Origin of the sequence: Rhodococcus sp. NPDC058505, from assembly GCF_042720095.1 — a bacterium.
Lineage (GTDB): Bacteria > Actinomycetota > Actinomycetes > Mycobacteriales > Mycobacteriaceae > Rhodococcus_G.
This window is the reverse complement of the sequence record NZ_JBHXNB010000029.1, coordinates 21,772-38,762: the sequence shown is the minus strand read 5'-3', so window position 1 is coordinate 38,762 and position 16,991 is coordinate 21,772. Positions and strand designations below refer to the sequence as shown.

Genomic DNA, 16,991 nt, shown 5'->3' with positions numbered 1-16,991 from the left:
CTGGCCCTGGAACTGCAGCGCCGCGGCGGCGGCATCGGTGCGGCGGCGTTGTGTGGTGGTGGTGGGCAGGGTGATGCCCTGATCCTCCGCGTCCCCCAGCACTAGCGCCTCCGGCACCGTGCGTGATGTGTACCCCGATGGGTAAAAATCGCGCACGGGCGCCGGGGTGCGCTCGGCGGGGCGAGTCACCAGACGAGCGTGTGCTCCGGAACCCGCACCCGCAGGAAGAACCGACGCCCACCATCGGCGCCGCCGGTGTTGTGACCGTTCACGACGTCCGCGACCCGCTCGGCCAGGGTCTGCAGCTGCGGCGTCACCGCGTCGACCCCGCCCGCGTCGGTCCACCCCCAGGCCCGTGGAACGCCGTCGATGGTCACGTCGAGCGACACGTCACCGGTCACCGTCACCGCGTAGCTGACGGTTCCCGGGGCCGCGCGGACGGGGTCGTGCACGTCGAGGACCGGACCGGCCGCGGGCAGCGGCGCACCGGCACGCGCGGCGGCGAGGTCGTCGCGGATCAGGTCCGCGATCACGTCGAGCCGCACGTGCCGACCCGCCCGGGTGTGTCCGGCGCCGGACCGCCGGGCGCCACCCGTCGTCCCCGCCGACTTGGCGAGCAGCCGGTCGAGCATCCGCTGCGCCGTCGCGCGCTCCTCGGGACCGGTTCTCGGGTGGTCGATCAGCGCGCGCAGGCGGGTGATCGTGGCGACCGCATTCGAGTTCACGGATTCCAAGGTAGGCCACGCCCCGGCGTAGGCTCCACGCATGTCGCGGCCGGTTTTCCGTTCACTCTCTCGCAAACTTGACGTGAGAGAACGACGAGACCCGTCAGCAGACACGAGACAAGGAATCCCCGGCGTTGCACCCGCAGTCCTCCCCTGACCGTTCGCGAATCCCGGCGGCCTACCTCCGTTCGCCACACGCTCCCGCGCCGCGCACCCTCGTCGACGTCCTGACCGCCACCGCGCGGGCGCACCCGGACGCGCCCGCGATCGACGACGGCGAGACCACCCTGACCTACGCGGAACTGCTCGACGAGGTCGACCGGGGGTCGCGGTGGCTCGGGGACCTCGGGATCGGTGCCGGCGACCGGGTCGGCATCCGGATGCCGTCCGGGTCGCAGTCGCTGTACACCGCCATCCTGTCCATCCTCGCCGCGGGCGCCGCGTACGTCCCGGTCGACGCCGACGACCCCGACGAGCGGGCCGACCTGGTGTTCGGGGAGGCGCGGGTCGCGGCGATCCTCACCGGCCGGGGGGTGCAGCCCGGCACCGCGCAGGCAGCCGAGCGCATCCCGCGACCGCCGACCCTCGACGACGACGCCTGGATCATCTTCACGTCCGGGTCCACCGGCACCCCGAAGGGCGTCGCTGTCACCCACCGCAACGCCGCCGCGTTCGTCGACGCGGAGGCGCGGATCTTCCTTCGGGACAATCCGATCGGGCCCGGCGACCGGGTCCTCGCTGGCCTGTCGGTTGCCTTCGACGCCTCCTGCGAGGAGATGTGGCTGGCCTGGCGGCACGGCGCCTGCCTGGTCCCGGCGCCCCGCGCCCTGGTGCGCAGCGGGATGGATCTCGGCCCGTGGTTGGTGTCCCGGTCGGTCACCGTCGTCTCCACCGTCCCGACGCTGGCCGCGCTGTGGCCTGCCGAGGCCCTTGAGGAGGTGCGGTTGCTGATCTTCGGCGGCGAGGCGTGCCCGCCGGATCTGGCGGAACGGCTCGTCACCGACGGCCGCGAGGTATGGAACACGTACGGCCCCACCGAGGCCACCGTCGTCGCGTGCGCCGCACAGATGGACGGCAGGTCACCGGTGAGTATCGGGCTGCCGCTGGACGGGTGGGACCTCGCGGTCGTCGACGGCGACGGCGCCCCCGTCCCGGTCGGCGGGGTCGGGGAACTCGTCATCGGTGGTGTCGGGTTGGCCCGCTACCTCGACCCGGCGAAGGACGCGGAGAAGTACGCGCCGATGCCGTCGCTCGGCTGGGACCGCGCCTACCGCAGCGGTGACCTGGTGCGGCTCGAGCCGGGCGGGCTGCTGTTCCAGGGCCGCGCCGACGACCAGGTGAAGATCGGTGGCCGGCGCATCGAACTCGGCGAGGTGGACACCGCGTTGCAGCAGCTGCCCGGCGTCGCTGGCGCGGCGGCCGCGGTCCGCACCACCGCGACCGGGCATTCGATCCTGGTCGGCTACCTCGCCAGCACCGACCCCGACTTCGACGTCGCCGCCGCCCGCATCCAGCTCGCCGAGCGGCTGCCCGCCGCGCTGGTGCCGCGCCTCGCGCTGGTCCCGGAGCTGCCGACCCGGACCTCGGGGAAGGTGGATCGCGCCGCGCTGCCGTGGCCGCTGCCGGGCGCCGACACCGACGATGCGGCCGCCGCCGACCTCGACGGGACCGCCGCCTGGGTTGCCGGGTTGTGGTCGGCGATCCTCGGGGCCCAGATCACCGGCGCCGACGACGACTTCTTCGCCGCGGGCGGTGGTTCCCTGGCCGCCGCGCAGCTGGTGACCGCGCTGCGGGACCGATTCCCGGAGGTGACCGTCGCGCAGCTGTACGACCACCCCCGACTCGGGTCGCTCGCCGCCCACCTCGACTCGCTCGCCCCCGCGGAGGTCGTCGAACCGCGGCACGTCGAACCGACACCGCGATCCGCGCAGTGGCGGCAGGTCCTGTGGACGGTGCCGCTGACCACCCTGACCGGCCTGCAGTGGGTGACCTGGCTGGCGGTCGTGAACAACCTGCTCGCCCTGTTCGCGGACGTGCCCTGGGCGCCGACGGTGCCGTGGTGGTGGGTCCTGGCCGGGGTGCTGCTGTTCATCACCCCGCTCGGCCGGATGACGATCGCCGTCGCGGGCTGCCGGATGCTGCTGCGCGGACTGCAACCGGGCACCTACCCGCGCGGCGGCCCGGTCCACCTGCGGCTGTGGGTCGCGCACCGGCTGACCGAGGCCAGCGGCGCCGCGAACCTGTCCGGGGCACCGTGGATGATCTACTACGCCCGCGCGCTCGGCGCCAGGGTCGGACGCGGAGTCGATCTGCACACGCTGCCCCCGGTCACCGGCATGCTCGAGCTCGGGGACGGTTGCTCGATCGAACCCGAGGTGGACCTGTCCGGGCAGTGGATCGACGGCGACGTCGTTCACGTCGGCGGCATCCGGATCGGCGCGGGCGCCGCGGTCGGCGCCCGGTCGACCCTGCTGCCCGGCGCGAAGGTCGGTAAGAACGCGGAGGTCGCTGCGGGGTCCGCGGTGATCGGGCGGATCAAGGCCGGGCAGAGCTGGGCCGGTTCCCCCGCCGTCAAGCTCGGGAAGGCCGTGCATCCGTGGCCCGCGGAGCGTCCCGACCGCGCCACCCGGTGGGTGCCGGTGTACGGGCTGACGTCGATGCTCATCGCGTCGCTGCCGATCGTCGCGCTGGCCGCCGGGATCGCCCTGATCGGGTGGGCCGTGCACGACACCGCGTCGCTCGGCGCCGCCCTCCCCCGCGCGCTCGCATGGTTGCCGGTCGCGACGCTGCTGGCACTGCTGGTGTTCGCGGCCGCGACCGTCGTCGCGGTGCGGGCGCTCGGTGTCGGGCTGACCGAGGGCTACCACCCGGTCCGCAGCCGCGTCGGCTGGCAGGTATGGGCCACCGAACGGCTCCTCGACTCGGCCCGCACCTTCCTGTTCCCGCTGTACGCCAGCCTGCTGACCCCCGTCTGGCTGCGCCTGCTCGGCGCGCGGATCGGCAGGAACGTCGAGGCGTCGACGGTGCTGCTGCTGCCGAAGTTCACCACCGTCGCGGACGGCGCGTTCCTCGCCGACGACACGATGGTCGCGTCCTATGAGCTCGGCGGAGGCTGGCTGCACATCCGGGAGGCGAAGGTCGGCAAGCGCGCGTTCCTCGGCAACTCCGGGATGGCCGGCCCCGGCCGCCGGGTGCCGAAGAACGGTCTGGTCGCGGTGCTGTCCGCGGCCCCGAGCAAGGCGAAGTCCGGCTCGTCGTGGTTGGGCAGCCCCCCGGTGCGGCTGCGCAGGTCGGCCAGCGACGGCGACACCGAACGCACCTTCGCGCCGCCGACCCGGCTGAAGGTGGCGCGTGCGCTCGTCGAGACGTGCAGGCTGCTGCCCGTCGTGATCACGTTCGGGATCGGGCTCGGGGTGCTGTTCACCCTGCAGGCCCTCGCCGGGCGGGTCGGGTTCTGGGCGGCGGCGCTGGGCAGCGGGGTCGTGCTGCTCGCCGCTGGCGCCGTCGCCGGGGTGGTCTCGGTCGCGGCGAAGTGGGTGACGGTCGGCCGGATCGGCCGGGTCGAGCACCCGCTGTGGAGCTCGTTCGTGTGGCGCAACGAGGTGTCCGACGCGTTCGTCGAGACCGTTGCCGCGCCCTGGTTCGCGCGGGCCGCGACCGGGACCGCGGTGCTGAACGTGTGGCTGCGGGCGATGGGTGCGTCCATCGGCCGGGGGGTCTGGTGCGAGTCCTACTGGCTGCCCGAGGCGGACCTGGTGACCCTCGGCGACGGCGCGACCGTCGAACGCGGATGTGTTGTACAGACGCACCTGTTCCATGATCGGATCATGGCGATGGACACCGTCACCCTCGGCCGCGGCGCCACCCTCGGACCGCACTGCGTCGCGCTGCCCGCCTCCGGCATCGGCGACGGCGCCACCGTCGGACCGGCGTCCCTGGTGATGCGGGGCGATGTGGTGCCGCCGCACACCCGCTGGCAGGGCAATCCGATCGGCCCATGGAACTGAAAGGGGGCGGGGCGCATGGTCAAACCGGGCAGGGCCGGTAGGTTCTACGAGGATCCGATCGACCCGTATCTGCCGGATGCGGGCAACCGCGGCTACCGGGTGTCGCGATACGAGCTGGAACTGACCTACAAGGTCGCCAGCAATCGACTCGCCGGGAAGGCGACGATCACCGCCACGACCACCGACGCGGCTGGCAAGTTCTCCTTCGACCTGTCGCAGACGCTTGCGGTGTCGAAGGTGGCCGTCGGCGGGACGCGCGTGAAGTACACCCATCAGCACGGCAAGCTCACCGTCACGCCTGCGCAGAAGATTCCGTCCGGCGGCGCCCTGTCGGTGACGGTGCAGTACGCGGGCACCCCGAAACCCGTCCGCGGGCCGTGGGGTGAGGTGGGGTGGGAGGAGCTGACCGAGGGCGCGATCGTCGCGAGCCAGCCCAACGGGGCCGGATCGTGGTTCCCGTGTGACGACCATCCGAGTTCGAAGGCGAGCTACCGGATCTCGGTCACCACCGATTCGCCCTACCACGTGGTCGCGAACGGAGCGTTGCTGCGCAAACAGATTCGGGCCAGCCACACCACCTGGGTATACGAGCAGAGCGAGCCGATGGCCAGCTACCTCGCCACCGTCCAGATCGGCCCCTACGAGCGGCGCCGGGTCGCGGGTAGCACGCCGGTTCCGATGCACGCGGTGCTGCCGCCGCGGATGCGCACCCGGTTCGACCACGACTTCGCCAGGCAACCGCAGATGATGGAGACGTTCATTCGGCTGTTCGGGCCCTACCCGTTCGCCGACTACACCGTCGTGGTCACCGACGACGACCTCGAGATTCCGGTGGAGGCGCAGGGCATTTCGGTGTTCGGGGCGAACCACTGCGATGGCAGTCGCGGAGCGGAGCGGCTCGTCGCGCACGAGCTCGCCCACCAGTGGTTCGGCAACAGCCTCACCCTGGCGTCGTGGCAGGACATCTGGCTGCACGAGGGCTTCGCCTGCTATGCGGAGTGGTTGTGGTCGGAGGAATCCGGGGGGCCGTCCGCACAGGAGATCGCCGCCCAGGTCCACCGCACCCAGGCCGGGTTGCCCTACGACCTGCTGCTCGGCGACCCCGGCCCGGCACTGATGTTCGACGACCGGGTGTACAAGCGGGGAGCGTTGACGCTGCACGCCCTCCGGGGTGAGCTGGGCGACGGCGGGTTCTTCGACCTGCTGCGGCAGTGGACGGCCAAGCACCGGCACGGCTCCGTCACCACCGAGGAATTCACCGACCTCGCAGCACACTTCACGGATCGGTCGCTGCGACCGCTCTGGGACCGCTGGCTGTTCGACACCGAGCTGCCGCACCCATGACTGCGGCCCGGACCGGGGTTGACACGGTCCGGGCGGCAGAGTTTGGTCGGGCGGCGGCGGTTAGGCCGCCCGAACGAAGTACGGGAACCGCTCGCCCGGTTCCTCGTGCGCGAAGCGGACCCGAACCCGGTCGCTGGAATGCTCCGGCGGCCCGCCCTCGAGCCACGCGTAGGTCCACGGTCCGTCGTCGAGTTCGACGATCGCGATCGTGCACTCCACGAAGCCGGGATGAATTCCGTGTCGGGTCGTGCAGTGCACGACCGTGCAGGAGACGATCGATCCGGCACCGCAGGACGGCACCGCGGTGAGGTCGGTGCACCCGCAGTCCGGGCAGGTCAGGGTGTCGGGTGCCAGGAGGGTCGCACAGTTGTCGCAGCTGCGGATCATCAACGCGGTCGCGACCGGCTGAAGCGTGGTTTCGATCATCAGACGTACCTCGGCTTGGAGCGCTGGATCTGTCATGTTCCACGATGCCCGGCCCCGCGCCGCGGCACGACGGCCGATGTACCCGGTCACATACCTGTTTTCCGGTCGGCACGTACCTGGCGCCGACCCGACCCGACGCAGGCACCCGTCAGCCCAGGTCAGGAACGTTCGAGCCCTTCCGCTCGGCCACCCACGCCGCGATCTGGCTGCGCGAGTTGAACCCGAGTTTGGTCAGCACGTGTTCGACGTGACCCTCCGCGGTGCGGCGGGAAATGACGAGGGCCTCGGCGATCGCCCGGTTGGTCATGCCCCGCGCGACAAGGTCGGCGACCTGCCGTTCGCGCCGCGTCAGCACCGTCTCGGTCGGCACCGGCGTCACCGGTTGCTCCCCGAGGGCGTGCGCGATGGTGTCCTCAAACGCCGAGTCCGCGCCGCGCCGGAAGGCGACCGCAAACGCCCGGTCGCCGAGCCCCCGACGGGTTCGTTCCATGCACTGCTCGTGGAACTCGCGGAGGGCGGGCACCGTGACGCCCGCGCTACCGACGGCATGCCACATTGCCTGCGCGGCGCCGAGCAGGACCGCGGCCCGACCCTGATCGCCGTCGAGGTCGGCGATCCACGCCAGCGCCTCCACCGAGATCGCGGTCCCGACCACGTCGTCCGACTTCCGGTCGAGGTCGAGGCCCTGTTCGAGCAGGGTGCGGGCCCGGTTCCGGTCGGTGCGGATGTACGCGAGGCCGAGGATGCACAGGGAATACGACCGGTACAGGCTCTCCCCGCTCGGTTCGGTGATGGCCAGCGCCTGCTCCTGGAAGGCGGCGGCCCGGTCAAGGTCACCGAGCACGGCGTGCGCGAGCGCGATCCCGAGCAGCGACGAGATATACGGCACCGAGTGCGCGTCGACACGCAGGCCGGACAGGGCGCGGCGGAAGCGGTCGAGCGCGCGCTGCAGGTCCCCGGAAAACACCGCGAGGTAGCCCTCGGCGTGCGCGAGCAACCCCTCGAGCCACGGATCGGCGAGCGCGGCGACGGCGGCCCGCGCCTCCGCGAGCCGGGCCGCGGCAGCGACCACCTCGCCCTGGTTGCCCGCCAGAAGAATGTCGGTGCACAGCGCCCGCACCCGCGCCGCGGTCGGCGCGCCACCCTGGTGCTCGAGCGCCGCATCGAGCCAGTGCCGCCCCTCCTGGATCTGGCCGCGGGAGAGGCAGTAGTGCCCCATCGCCGAGGCGATCCTCAGTCCCGCCTCCGCCTCAGCGGGGTCGGCGAGGCAGAAGCGCATCGCCGCGCGCATGTTGGGCCGCTCCGCGTGCAGTCGGGCCAGCCACATCAGTTGATCGGCGCCCACCCATTCCGCCTCCGCCCGCAGCACCAGCTTCTCGTACCAGTCCCGGTGCCTGCGGAGCAGTCGGTCGCGTTCACCGCTCTCCGCGAGCCGGTCCGCGCCGTAGTCCCGCAGCGTCTCCAGCATCCGGTACCCGTCGTCGTCGCGGTTGAGGATCGACTTGTCGACGAGCGAGGCGACCAGGTCGAATAGTTCGTCCGGGTCGATGCCCTCGCCGCAGATCGCGGCGGCGGCGTCGAGTTCGAACCGGCCAGCGAAGACCGCCAGCCGACCCCACAGTTCCCGCTCGGGCGGGGTGCACAGTTCGTGGCTCCAGTCGATGCACAGGCGCAGCGTCTGCTGCCGACTTGGTGCGCCGCGGATCCCGACGCCGAGCAGCCGGTACCGGTCGGTGAGGCGTTGCAGGATCTGATCGGGCGACATCGCCCGCATCCGGGCCGCCGCCAGTTCGATCGGCAGCGGCAGCCCGTCGAGCCGCTGACAGATCCGCGTCACCGCGGCCCGGTTGTCGTCGGTGACGCCGAAGCCGGGCACCGCCGCGCCTGCCCGTTCCTCGAACAGGACCACCGACTCGTAGCGCGGGGTGCCGCGCCGTCGCTGCGGCCGATCCGGGTCCGGGACCGCGAGCGGCGGCACCCGCAGCACGGCCTCGCCGGCGATTCCGAGCGGCTCCCGGCTGGTGGCCAGGATGCGCAGTTCCCGGCAGCCGCGCAGCAGCGAACCCGCCAATTCCGCGACCGCATCCAGGAGGTGTTCACAGTTGTCGAGGATGAGCAGCAGGTGCCGGTCCGCGAGGTGATCCGCGAGCGACCACGGTTGATGCGGCATCAACTCCCGCACCCCGAGCGCGGACGACACCGCGTCCTCCACCATGTCCGGCGACGACAGCGGCCCCAGTTCGGCGAGCCACACGCCGTCCGGGAACGCCCGCCGCGATTCCTCGGCGACCCGCAACGCCAACCGGGTCTTTCCGACGCCCCCGATGCCGGTCAGCGTGACCAGCCGGGAGGCCGCGAGCAACCGCCGCGCCTCCGTTGACTCTCGGCGGCGGCCGACGAAGCTGGTCAATTCGTGGGGAAGGTTTCCCGCCTTGCCCCGGACCGCGGGCGACATCGTGGCGTCACTCTCATTCTCCCGATCCCATCGCCACGGTACCCCGGACCCGGCCCCGGCCGGTCACGTTCACGCCACGATGCGTCGGATCGGCGGATCCGCGGGACCCTCGACAAACCGACCGTCCGGCAACAAATTTCGGGGCCGGTCGCCCCGGGTCAGCGCTCGGGAAGGTGCGACCGGCTGCTCACCGCAACCAGGATCAGGCAGCCCGCGGCGACGGCAGCGCCGAGCAGGAAGAGCGCCGGGTAGCCGACGGCGGTCGGCCACGACTGGACCACGACCGCGAGCGCGGCCGGGACCGCGAATCCGATGTAGGTGAACGAGTAGAACACCGCGGTCAGGCCCGCCAGGTCGTCGGGCCTGGCGATCCGCTGGATCTCCTGCAGGCCCGCGACCAGCGCCATGCCGTACCCACCGCCGAGGACCGCGGCAGCGAGCAGGGCCAGCGGCACCGTCAGCCGGTCCGCGGCGACGGCACCGAGTGCCATGCCGGCCACCAGGATCACCAGCGCAACGATCACCGCTCGGGCACTGCGGGGGGTGTCGATGCGCCTGCCCAGGGCCTGGATGGCGAAACCACAGCCCAGCGCGACCACGCACAGCAGCGCGGAGAACGCGATCGGCGTGCCCCCGCTGTGCTCGGCCATCAGCGACGGCAGCACCGCGTACGCGCAGCTCGCCGCGCCGAACACCCACGGCGCGACGGGCACCACCACCAGCCAGAACCGCCGGTGCCCTGCGGCCGGAATCCTGAGGTCCTCGATGAGCGGGGCGCGCGACTCGCGCGGGGTCGCTGCCCGCGACTCCGGCGCGGCGAGCAGCGCGATCCCGGCACCGACCGCGAGGGCGATGTGCAGGACGTACGCGAATACGCTCGGCCACGGCGCCCACTGTGCGAGGACGCCTGCGACACCGGCACCGATCGCGAACCCGGCGGTCAGGCTCATCGCGGCGCGACGCGCCCCCGCCCCGACACCGGCCCGGTGGTCCCACGGCGGCACCGACAGTTCCTTGAGCCAGCTCCCGCCGACCGCCATGCCCAGCCCGAGCCCGACACCACTGAGAATCCGGCCGAGCACGAGCAGGGCCGCGCTGTCGGCGCCGACGGCAAGCACCACCGAGCCGACGGCCGCGACGAACGGGGCGGGCAGCATGATCGGGCGCCTGCCGAGCCGGTCCGACAGGGGCCCGCCGATCAGCAGCGCTGGCACGATGCCGAGCACGTAGGCGAACAGGAAGACGTCCACCACGACGGGTGAGTAGCCGTGATCCAGGCGGTACATCACCAGCAGCGGGGTGAACTCGTTGCCGCCCCACGCCACCGCGAACATGGCGGCCGAGATCAGTGCCCACGGCGGGACCCGTCGTCGGGTGCGGGCGGGCGCCTCGCCGCGGGTGTCGAGCCGGACGCTCATCGGTCGCCCTGCCCGGTCCGCCGGTCGTCGCCGCCGGGGAGCGGCAGCCCGTGCACGCGGCGCATGTGGACGTCGACGGCGGCCGCGAACCCGTCCGGGTCGCCCGCGGCGATCAGGTCGGCGAGGAGCACGTGGTCGTCGATGATCGACCGCAGCTGCAGGGGGTCGCGGGCCAGCGACCGGGCGGTCATCCGCCGCTGCCGCTCCCGCAGGCTGGTGTAGAAGGTGACGAGCAGCGGGTTGCCCGCGGCCCGCACGATCAGCCCGTGGAAGTCGGCGTCGAGCCAACTGAACTCGCCGACGTCGCCCGCACTGGCGGCGGCGCGTTGGGCGTCGAGATTGTCGCGCAGCGCCCGCACCAGACCGGCTCGGGCAGCGTCGTCGCGCGCGAGGACGACGCGGGCGGCGTCCGACTCGACGAGGCGCCGCGCCGAGATCACGTGCTCGGTCTCGCCGTCGGCGACGGGCACGATCAGCGCGCCCCGCTTCGGGTACAGCCGCATCCAGCCCTCGACCTCGAGGCGCAGGAACGCCTCCCGGACCGGGGTGCGGCTGGTTCCCATCTCCGCGGCGATCTCGCCCTCGCTGATGAGCTCACCGCCGGGGAGGGTCGCGGACAGGATCCGTTCCTTCACCTCGCGGTAGACCTGCTCGGACGCCGAATGCAACTTAGACACAAGATGTATTTATACGCCTTGCGAAACAGTTGCCGGTGCGCGGGTCGTCAGTCCGGGCCGGTTCCCCGGCCGGGGGCGGACATGTCCCCAGTCCCCGGCACGCCATCGGCGAGCCCGTACCGCAGGTACACGACACCGTTCGGGCTGGCCACCGGCGGTTCGCGGAGAGTGAGGTTGGCGGGGATCGCGCCGCCGTCGAAGACCCGCTTCCCGGCGCCAAGCACGATCGGGTGCACCCACAGATCGAGACGGTCGAACAGCCGCTCCCGCAGCAGGGTCTGCACCAGGTTGAGGCTGCCGACGACCTTCACGTGGTGGTGCCGGTCCCGGACCTCCCGCACCGCGGCCGCCAAGTCCGGACCGAGCCGGGTGGAGCCGGACCAGGACAGGTCGGGTGCGCCGCGGGAGGCAACGTACTTCGGGATCCCGTTGAACAGCGTGGCGATCCCGCCCTCCTCCTGGTGCGGCCAGTAGGCGGCGAAGATGTCGTAGGTCCGGCGGCCGAGCAGCAGGGCGTCGGTGCCCTCGTACGCGGCCTCGACCTGCGCGCCCGCGACCTCGTCCAGCAGCGGAGCCTGCCACCCCCCGAACGCGAACCCGATCGGGTCCTCGTCGGGCTTGCCCGGCGCCTGCCCGACCAGGTCGAGGGTGGTGAACAGTTCGATCTCGATGAGACCCATGACGTCCTCCCGTGTGGTGCCGTTGCCGTCGACGGGTAGACCGCCCGGCGCCCACGGACTCATCGGTGGTGCGGTCAGGGCACCCAGTACTTCTCCGCGAGCCGCTCGATCACCGGATCACCGTCCGGCGCCCGCTCGAGGGCGGCGAGGTCGTCGTCGAGGGCGACGAGGCGCGGATCGTCGTCGTCGGCGCCCTCGGACGGTGAGCCGCCGTCCTCGGCGATCTGTCGAAGCAGCTTCTCCCGGACCCGGTCGCGCAGCGTTTCGGCCATGCCTGAGCATGACCCCGCGCGGCGCCCGTGTCGAGCCCAGCCCGCGGCGTCAGTCGTCGTGCCTGCGGAAGACCTTGCGGGCCACCGGGATGAGCATGATCAGCGCGCCGACGAGCACGATCAGCGAGAAAATCTCCATGGCCATGCGACGAACCTCCGTTCTCCTGCGGTTCCTGCTCAGGTCGGTGCGAGCACCGAACCCCACGGGGTGTTGCGGACGATCGTGAACCCGCCGAGGGCGGCGAGCACCATCACCGACGCGGCAGGCGACAACACGATCATCCTCCCGTCCGCGCCGCCCCACCTGCGGCGCACCCACCCCAGCCAGGCCAGCACCAGCACGAGTGCCAGCGGCGCAACGAACGGGTTGCTCGCCAGCGACGCCAGCACCTCACCGTTGGTGAGGTGGCCCGCCGCGCGCAGGCCCCCGCACCCCGGGCACCAGAGTCCGGTCAGGGCCCGGAACGGACAGAAACCGTAGGCGCCCGGCACCCGGGGATCACGCAGCCGCAGCAGCACGGCCAACGCCACCCCGGCGAGCGCGAGCCCGGCGGGCCCGGCCAGGCCCCTTGCCCGTGCCGCTGCCGGGGCAGGCACGACGCCTTCCGCTGTGCTCATGCGGTGCGGGTCACCACCGACGAGACCAGCATGTCGTGCCAGCACCGATGCCGCGCATCCCACAGCGGCCACAGGAAATTCAGGAAGCATGCGTCACCGAGGACGACGAGCACCAGCCATCGCACGAGGGCCATTCCCGGTCCGAGCGGGCGCCCGTCGACCTCCCGGACCACGGCGATGTCCAGCCACGACTTGCCGACCGACTGCCCGGTGCGCCCCTGCCGGAACACCATGTTCCACACCACCAGCGCGAGCGCGAACAGGATGCCCGCGGCCAAGACCGCGATCCCGGCACCGCTGACGCCGGTGGTCTCGACGGTCCTACTGGTGTAGTGGTCGCCCCCGTAGGTGGTGGTCGTGGTGCCCGCGTCCTTGAACGCGACGAACGCCCCGATGCCCGCGACGACATAGCCCGCGAGCGGCACCACGATGCCGTCGAGCAGGTAGGCGCCGACCCTGGACCACCACGACGCGTACGGGTAGGCGGGCATCGGGGGTGTCGCGTAGCGCGGAGCCGGTGGAGTCGGGAAGCCCGGTGGCTGATCGGTCATCGCGTGGCGTCCTTTCCGTCCGGGAAGGCGTACGGACAACGTAGCCCGAACCCGCCATCGGCGCGCCCCGTCGCGGATGGTTGTCCGGCCTCCCCGGCGGGGTTAGATTGCGGCCGACTTCCTCATCATGCCTCCGCAACCGGAAGGACCCTCCCGTGCCGGACCAACCGATCTACGACAAGGCGGATCAGCTGCAGCAGGTCCAGCAGGACCTGCTGCAGGGTGAAGAGGTCGTCGCGGTGTACGACTGCACCGGCGCGGGGACCGGCTTCCTCGGCCTGACGAACCTGCGGGTGGTGATCCAGGACCGCAGCTTCGTCGGAAAGCGCACGGCGATCACCTCGATCCCGTACCGGAACATCCGCTCGGTGTCGCTGCTCAGCAACAGGTCGTGGGCTGGCGAGTTCTTCTCATCCAGCAGCGTTGCGCTCACCGCGGGACCGGACACCTTCGAGGCGGACTTCCGCGGCACCGAGAAGGCGCATCACGCGCATGCCGTGATCCTCGGTCACATCACCCGCTGACGGTTGTCCACAGGAGCTGTGCACAACTCGGGCGCGTCGTCTGCACAACTCCCCCGCGACTGTGGACAACCTGGGGAATTCTGGTGACCACACAGCAACACCCGCCCGTCTACCTGCGGAAAGAAATTCCCCACCCCTGTTGACAACTCACCCGGCGCTGCCGAGCGCGCACCGGATCAGCTCGCCGTGAGATCGATGACCTGCGGCTCGGTCGGCTGCTGGCTGGCGGTGTCGTAGAACCCGAACGCCACCGGTGTCGAATCGGCGGGCACCTCGAACACCCAACCGACCTGCCCCGTCGCACCGACCGCGACGAGCTCCGCACACGGCGGGTTGCCGGGCACCGACGCGAGCCCCGGGATCACGTCGAAGCGCCTGCGCTGGTCGTCGACCAGTCGGTGGCCGATCGCGGTGCCGCAACTCAGATCAAGCCCGGCATCGGTGTTGTTGGTGACCCGGGCGTCCAGCACGACGTACTTCTGCCCGGCTGGCGCGGACCGGTCCCCGACCGTGGTGTCCGTCCGGACCGAGGTCACGTTCACGACAACCCCGCCGCCCTCGACGTCCTCCCCAATCCGGTGAACCGTCGCAGCCGCCGCCTCAGTCGGCGCGGGAGCCTGCTCCGACCCGCCGCCGCCACACCCCGCAACGAGCACCAGCACGGCCCCGAGCCCCGCCACCATCGCCTTGTTCATCCCGGCAGGCTAACCAGCCACCACGGCGGGTCGGGTGGAAACAGAAAACCCCAGGAGGTCCGGGGACACACCTGGGGCTTCGCTGAGCTGCCTGAGAGAATCGAACTCTCGACCTTTTCATTACGAGTGAAATGCTCTACCGACTGAGCTAAGGCAGCGCACCCGGCCTCGCGGCCGAGCAAGCGGAAGTCTATCCGCTCCCCCGCCAAACACGAAAACCGGGTCGTCAGCCCAGCTCGGCCCCCAGCTTCGCCATCATCGCGGCCATCGCGAACTGGGGTTTGACGTTGACGTCGAGGGCCTCGCGGCACTCCAGCACCGCCTCGACGCACCGCAACAACGCGTCCGGACTGCCGATCATCGCCATCTTGCGTGCCTGCTCCTCCCGGTCGGGATGGTTGAGCGTTGCGGTGGATCCGAGCGCAACGGCGAGCGCATCCCGGTACAGGCCTGCGAGGTCGATCAGCGCGCGGTCGAGGCCGTCCCGCTTCATCCGGGTCTCCCGCGACTTCTGCCGCCGCTCGAGGTCCTTGAGCGCGCCCGCCGAGCCGCGCAGCGCCCCGGCGGCTCCCTTGCCGGTGCCGCCGGCTCCGAGCGCGGTCCGCAGCTCCTCGGTCTCGCGATCGTTGATCTCCGCGTTGAGTTCCTTCGCCTCGGCGTCGAGTTCCCGAACCAGTTCCTCGGCGACGGAGAACCGGGTCGACCACCGGGTCGCCGCGGAGGCGAGCGCGAGCCCCTGGTCGCGACGGCGGCGGGCCGCGTCGTCGGTGGCAAGGCGCCGGGCCCGGCCGACGTGACCGCCGCTGATCCGGGCCGCCTCGAGCGCCGCCTGCTCGTCGAGTCCGTCGGTCTCGCGGAGCACGGCGGCGATCGCATCGACGGACGGGGTGACCAGTCCAACGTGCCTGCACCGCGACCGCAGCGTCACCGAGATGTCCTCGGGATCCTCGGACGGCGCGCAGAGCAGGAAAACGGTCCGCTCCGGCGGCTCCTCGACCACCTTCAGCAGCGCATTCGCGGCGCCCTCGGTGAGCCGGTCCGCATCCTCGATGATCATCACCTGCCAGCGCCCGGTGCTGGGGCGGCGGGCCGCGATCTGCACGATCTCGCGCATCTCCTTGACGCTGATGCTCAGTCCCTCGGGGACCACCCGCCGCACGTCGCCGTGGGTTCCCGCGAGGACGGTGGCGCAGGCGTGGCACCGGCCGCAGCCGGGCTCCCCGTCCCCGGTGCACTGCAGCGCCGCCGCGAAACACAGCGCGCCGATCGAACGCCCCGACCCGGGCGGACCGGTGAACAGCCACGAGTGCGTCATCAGGGAACCCGCCGACTCGGTCCCGCCGCGCGCCGCCGTCGCGGCAGCGATGAGTTCGACCTCCACATCCCGCTGGCCGACCAGCCGATCGAACACTCCCGCCATGCCGCCCAGCCTAACGGCCTGCGCCGACACCGGATGTGTCGGCGGCGCGCCGGGGCGGGCGTCCGAAACGTTCAAGACCACGCACGGGCCACCACCTACGGTCGAGTCATGACACCACGAATCGCCGTGATCGGGCTCGTCGCCGCCGACCTGTCCCGCGCCTTCGACTTCTACCGCCGTCTCGGATTGGAGATCCCCGAGGACGCGGCGGGCCAGCCCCACGTGGAGGTGCCGCTGCCCGGCGGGCTGCGCCTCGCGTTCGACACCGTCGACACGGTCCGCTCCCTCGACCCCGACTACGTGCACGGCGCAGGCGGCGGGGCGTCCCTTGCGTTCGACTGCGGCAGCCCGGAGGCCGTGGACGCGGTGCACACGGAGTTGCTTGCCGCGGGCGGGACATCGGCGCTCGCGCCGTTCGACGCCTTCTGGGGCCAGCGCTACGCGACGGTCACCGACCCCGACGGCAACCACGTCGACCTCTTCGCCGCGCTGCCCGGCTGAGACACCAGGCCCGACAGCGACGTTCCGCTCAGCGCCCGCACCTCCCGTGCCAGGTGGGCCTGATCGGCGTAGCCGGTGGCGACGGCGACGTCCGCGAACGGATGCCCGGCCCGCGCCGCGGCCAGCGCCCGGTCGAAGCGCAGCACTCGGGCCAGGGTCTTCGGTCCGTACCCGAACGCGGACACCGACGTCCGGTGCAGACGCCGGGTGCTCCAGCCCAGTTCGGCGGCGACCGCGGACACCGCCGCCCCCGTCGACAACCGGGCCGCGATAGCCATCTCGACCGGCAGCCCGGCCGGGTCGAGGCGGCGCCGCACCTCGCCGACGAGGGCGCCGAGCGGATCCTGGGACGCGATGCCGGCCAATCGGCGCACCGCGGCGTCCGGCCACAGCGCGGACAGCGGAACCCTGGTGTCGCGCAGCTCGTTCGCGGCCACCCCGAGCACCGTCGGCCCGAGCCCCGAGGCAAAGCGCAACCCGATCGCGCGTGGGCCCGCTGCCGTGGTCCGATGCGCCCGGGTGTCGGGGCCAGCGACGAGGAAGCCGCCGTCGTGCCAGATCAGGTCCATGCACCCGTCGGGGAGCACGACCGCGCCCTCTCCCCCGACCCGGTCCACCGCCCAGGCGACGGTGCCGGGCAGCGCGACAGGCAGTTCCCGGTACACCGACACCCCCGGT

16 protein-coding genes and 1 tRNA gene are annotated in these 16,991 nt (G+C 72.0%); 4 read left to right on the top strand and 13 right to left on the bottom strand.

Annotated features, from left to right (window positions below):
* Window positions 1-185: 185 nt before the first annotated feature.
* Window positions 186-725 (bottom strand): hypothetical protein, encoded by a 540-nt coding sequence (locus ACFWPA_RS17665; RefSeq protein WP_378507507.1) that lies wholly within the window; start codon window positions 723-725, stop codon window positions 186-188.
* Window positions 726-859: 134 nt separating this feature from the next.
* Between ACFWPA_RS17665 and ACFWPA_RS17660 the strand changes: the two genes are divergently transcribed.
* Both ACFWPA_RS17660 and ACFWPA_RS17655 read left to right on the top strand, forming a co-directional pair.
* Window positions 860-4,732, top strand: coding sequence for a Pls/PosA family non-ribosomal peptide synthetase (locus ACFWPA_RS17660; protein WP_378571249.1), 3,873 nt, complete (start codon window positions 860-862; stop codon window positions 4,730-4,732).
* 15 nt (window positions 4,733-4,747) lie between these two features.
* Window positions 4,748-6,076, top strand: a complete 1,329-nt coding sequence (locus ACFWPA_RS17655) for a M1 family metallopeptidase (RefSeq protein WP_378571247.1) — start codon at window positions 4,748-4,750, stop codon at window positions 6,074-6,076.
* A 60-nt stretch (window positions 6,077-6,136) separates the two neighbouring features.
* Here ACFWPA_RS17655 and ACFWPA_RS17650 read toward each other — a convergent pair whose 3' ends face one another.
* From ACFWPA_RS17650 to ACFWPA_RS17615, 8 genes are all read right to left on the bottom strand, one after another.
* Window positions 6,137-6,502: a Zn-ribbon domain-containing OB-fold protein gene (locus ACFWPA_RS17650; RefSeq protein ID WP_378507510.1), complete on the bottom strand. Its 366-nt coding sequence runs from the start codon at window positions 6,500-6,502 to the stop codon at window positions 6,137-6,139.
* 148 nt (window positions 6,503-6,650) lie between these two features.
* Window positions 6,651-8,957 carry an ATP-binding protein gene (locus ACFWPA_RS17645; protein ID WP_378571245.1) on the bottom strand — a complete coding sequence of 769 codons (2,307 nt, stop codon included), beginning with the start codon at window positions 8,955-8,957 and terminating at the stop codon, window positions 6,651-6,653.
* A gap of 158 nt (window positions 8,958-9,115) precedes the next feature.
* Window positions 9,116-10,291 (bottom strand): MFS transporter, encoded by a 1,176-nt coding sequence (locus ACFWPA_RS17640; protein WP_378571251.1) that lies wholly within the window; start codon window positions 10,289-10,291, stop codon window positions 9,116-9,118.
* Between the two features lie 80 nt (window positions 10,292-10,371).
* A complete protein-coding gene (locus ACFWPA_RS17635) occupies window positions 10,372-11,052 on the bottom strand; it encodes a GntR family transcriptional regulator (protein WP_378571243.1) in 681 nt (226 codons plus the stop codon).
* Window positions 11,053-11,099: 47 nt separating this feature from the next.
* A complete protein-coding gene (locus ACFWPA_RS17630) occupies window positions 11,100-11,732 on the bottom strand; it encodes a dihydrofolate reductase family protein (RefSeq protein WP_378507514.1) in 633 nt (210 codons plus the stop codon).
* Between the two features lie 74 nt (window positions 11,733-11,806).
* Window positions 11,807-12,004, bottom strand: coding sequence for a hypothetical protein (locus ACFWPA_RS17625; protein WP_378507515.1), 198 nt, complete (start codon window positions 12,002-12,004; stop codon window positions 11,807-11,809).
* Window positions 12,005-12,181: 177 nt separating this feature from the next.
* The gene (locus tag ACFWPA_RS17620; RefSeq protein WP_378571241.1) at window positions 12,182-12,622 is read right to left on the bottom strand and encodes a DUF2752 domain-containing protein; all 441 of its coding nucleotides are present in this window, start codon (window positions 12,620-12,622) and stop codon (window positions 12,182-12,184) included.
* Window positions 12,619-13,173 carry an RDD family protein gene (locus ACFWPA_RS17615; RefSeq protein ID WP_378571239.1) on the bottom strand — a complete coding sequence of 185 codons (555 nt, stop codon included), beginning with the start codon at window positions 13,171-13,173 and terminating at the stop codon, window positions 12,619-12,621. The genes ACFWPA_RS17620 and ACFWPA_RS17615 overlap by 4 nt, the downstream gene beginning before the upstream one ends.
* Window positions 13,174-13,328: 155 nt before the next feature.
* Between ACFWPA_RS17615 and ACFWPA_RS17610 the strand changes: the two genes are divergently transcribed.
* Window positions 13,329-13,697, top strand: a complete 369-nt coding sequence (locus ACFWPA_RS17610; RefSeq protein ID WP_378571237.1) for a hypothetical protein — start codon at window positions 13,329-13,331, stop codon at window positions 13,695-13,697.
* A 176-nt stretch (window positions 13,698-13,873) separates the two neighbouring features.
* On the opposite strand, the gene ACFWPA_RS17605 is transcribed toward ACFWPA_RS17610, so the two are convergent.
* From ACFWPA_RS17605 to ACFWPA_RS17595, 3 genes are all read right to left on the bottom strand, one after another.
* The gene (locus ACFWPA_RS17605) at window positions 13,874-14,392 is read right to left on the bottom strand and encodes a hypothetical protein (protein ID WP_378507519.1); all 519 of its coding nucleotides are present in this window, start codon (window positions 14,390-14,392) and stop codon (window positions 13,874-13,876) included.
* 85 nt (window positions 14,393-14,477) lie between these two features.
* Window positions 14,478-14,550, bottom strand: a tRNA-Thr gene (locus ACFWPA_RS17600).
* Between the two features lie 68 nt (window positions 14,551-14,618).
* Window positions 14,619-15,812 carry a DNA polymerase III subunit delta' gene (locus ACFWPA_RS17595; protein ID WP_378507520.1) on the bottom strand — a complete coding sequence of 398 codons (1,194 nt, stop codon included), beginning with the start codon at window positions 15,810-15,812 and terminating at the stop codon, window positions 14,619-14,621.
* A 108-nt stretch (window positions 15,813-15,920) separates the two neighbouring features.
* On the opposite strand from ACFWPA_RS17595, the gene ACFWPA_RS17590 reads away from it, so the two are divergent.
* Complete coding sequence (locus ACFWPA_RS17590; protein WP_378507521.1) at window positions 15,921-16,313, top strand: VOC family protein; 393 nt, start codon at window positions 15,921-15,923, stop codon at window positions 16,311-16,313.
* Here ACFWPA_RS17590 and ACFWPA_RS17585 read toward each other — a convergent pair.
* Window positions 16,250-16,984 carry a helix-turn-helix domain-containing protein gene (locus ACFWPA_RS17585; protein WP_378507522.1) on the bottom strand — a complete coding sequence of 245 codons (735 nt, stop codon included), beginning with the start codon at window positions 16,982-16,984 and terminating at the stop codon, window positions 16,250-16,252. The two genes, ACFWPA_RS17590 and ACFWPA_RS17585, sit on opposite strands and share 64 nt — an antisense overlap.
* Window positions 16,985-16,991 lie beyond the last annotated feature (7 nt).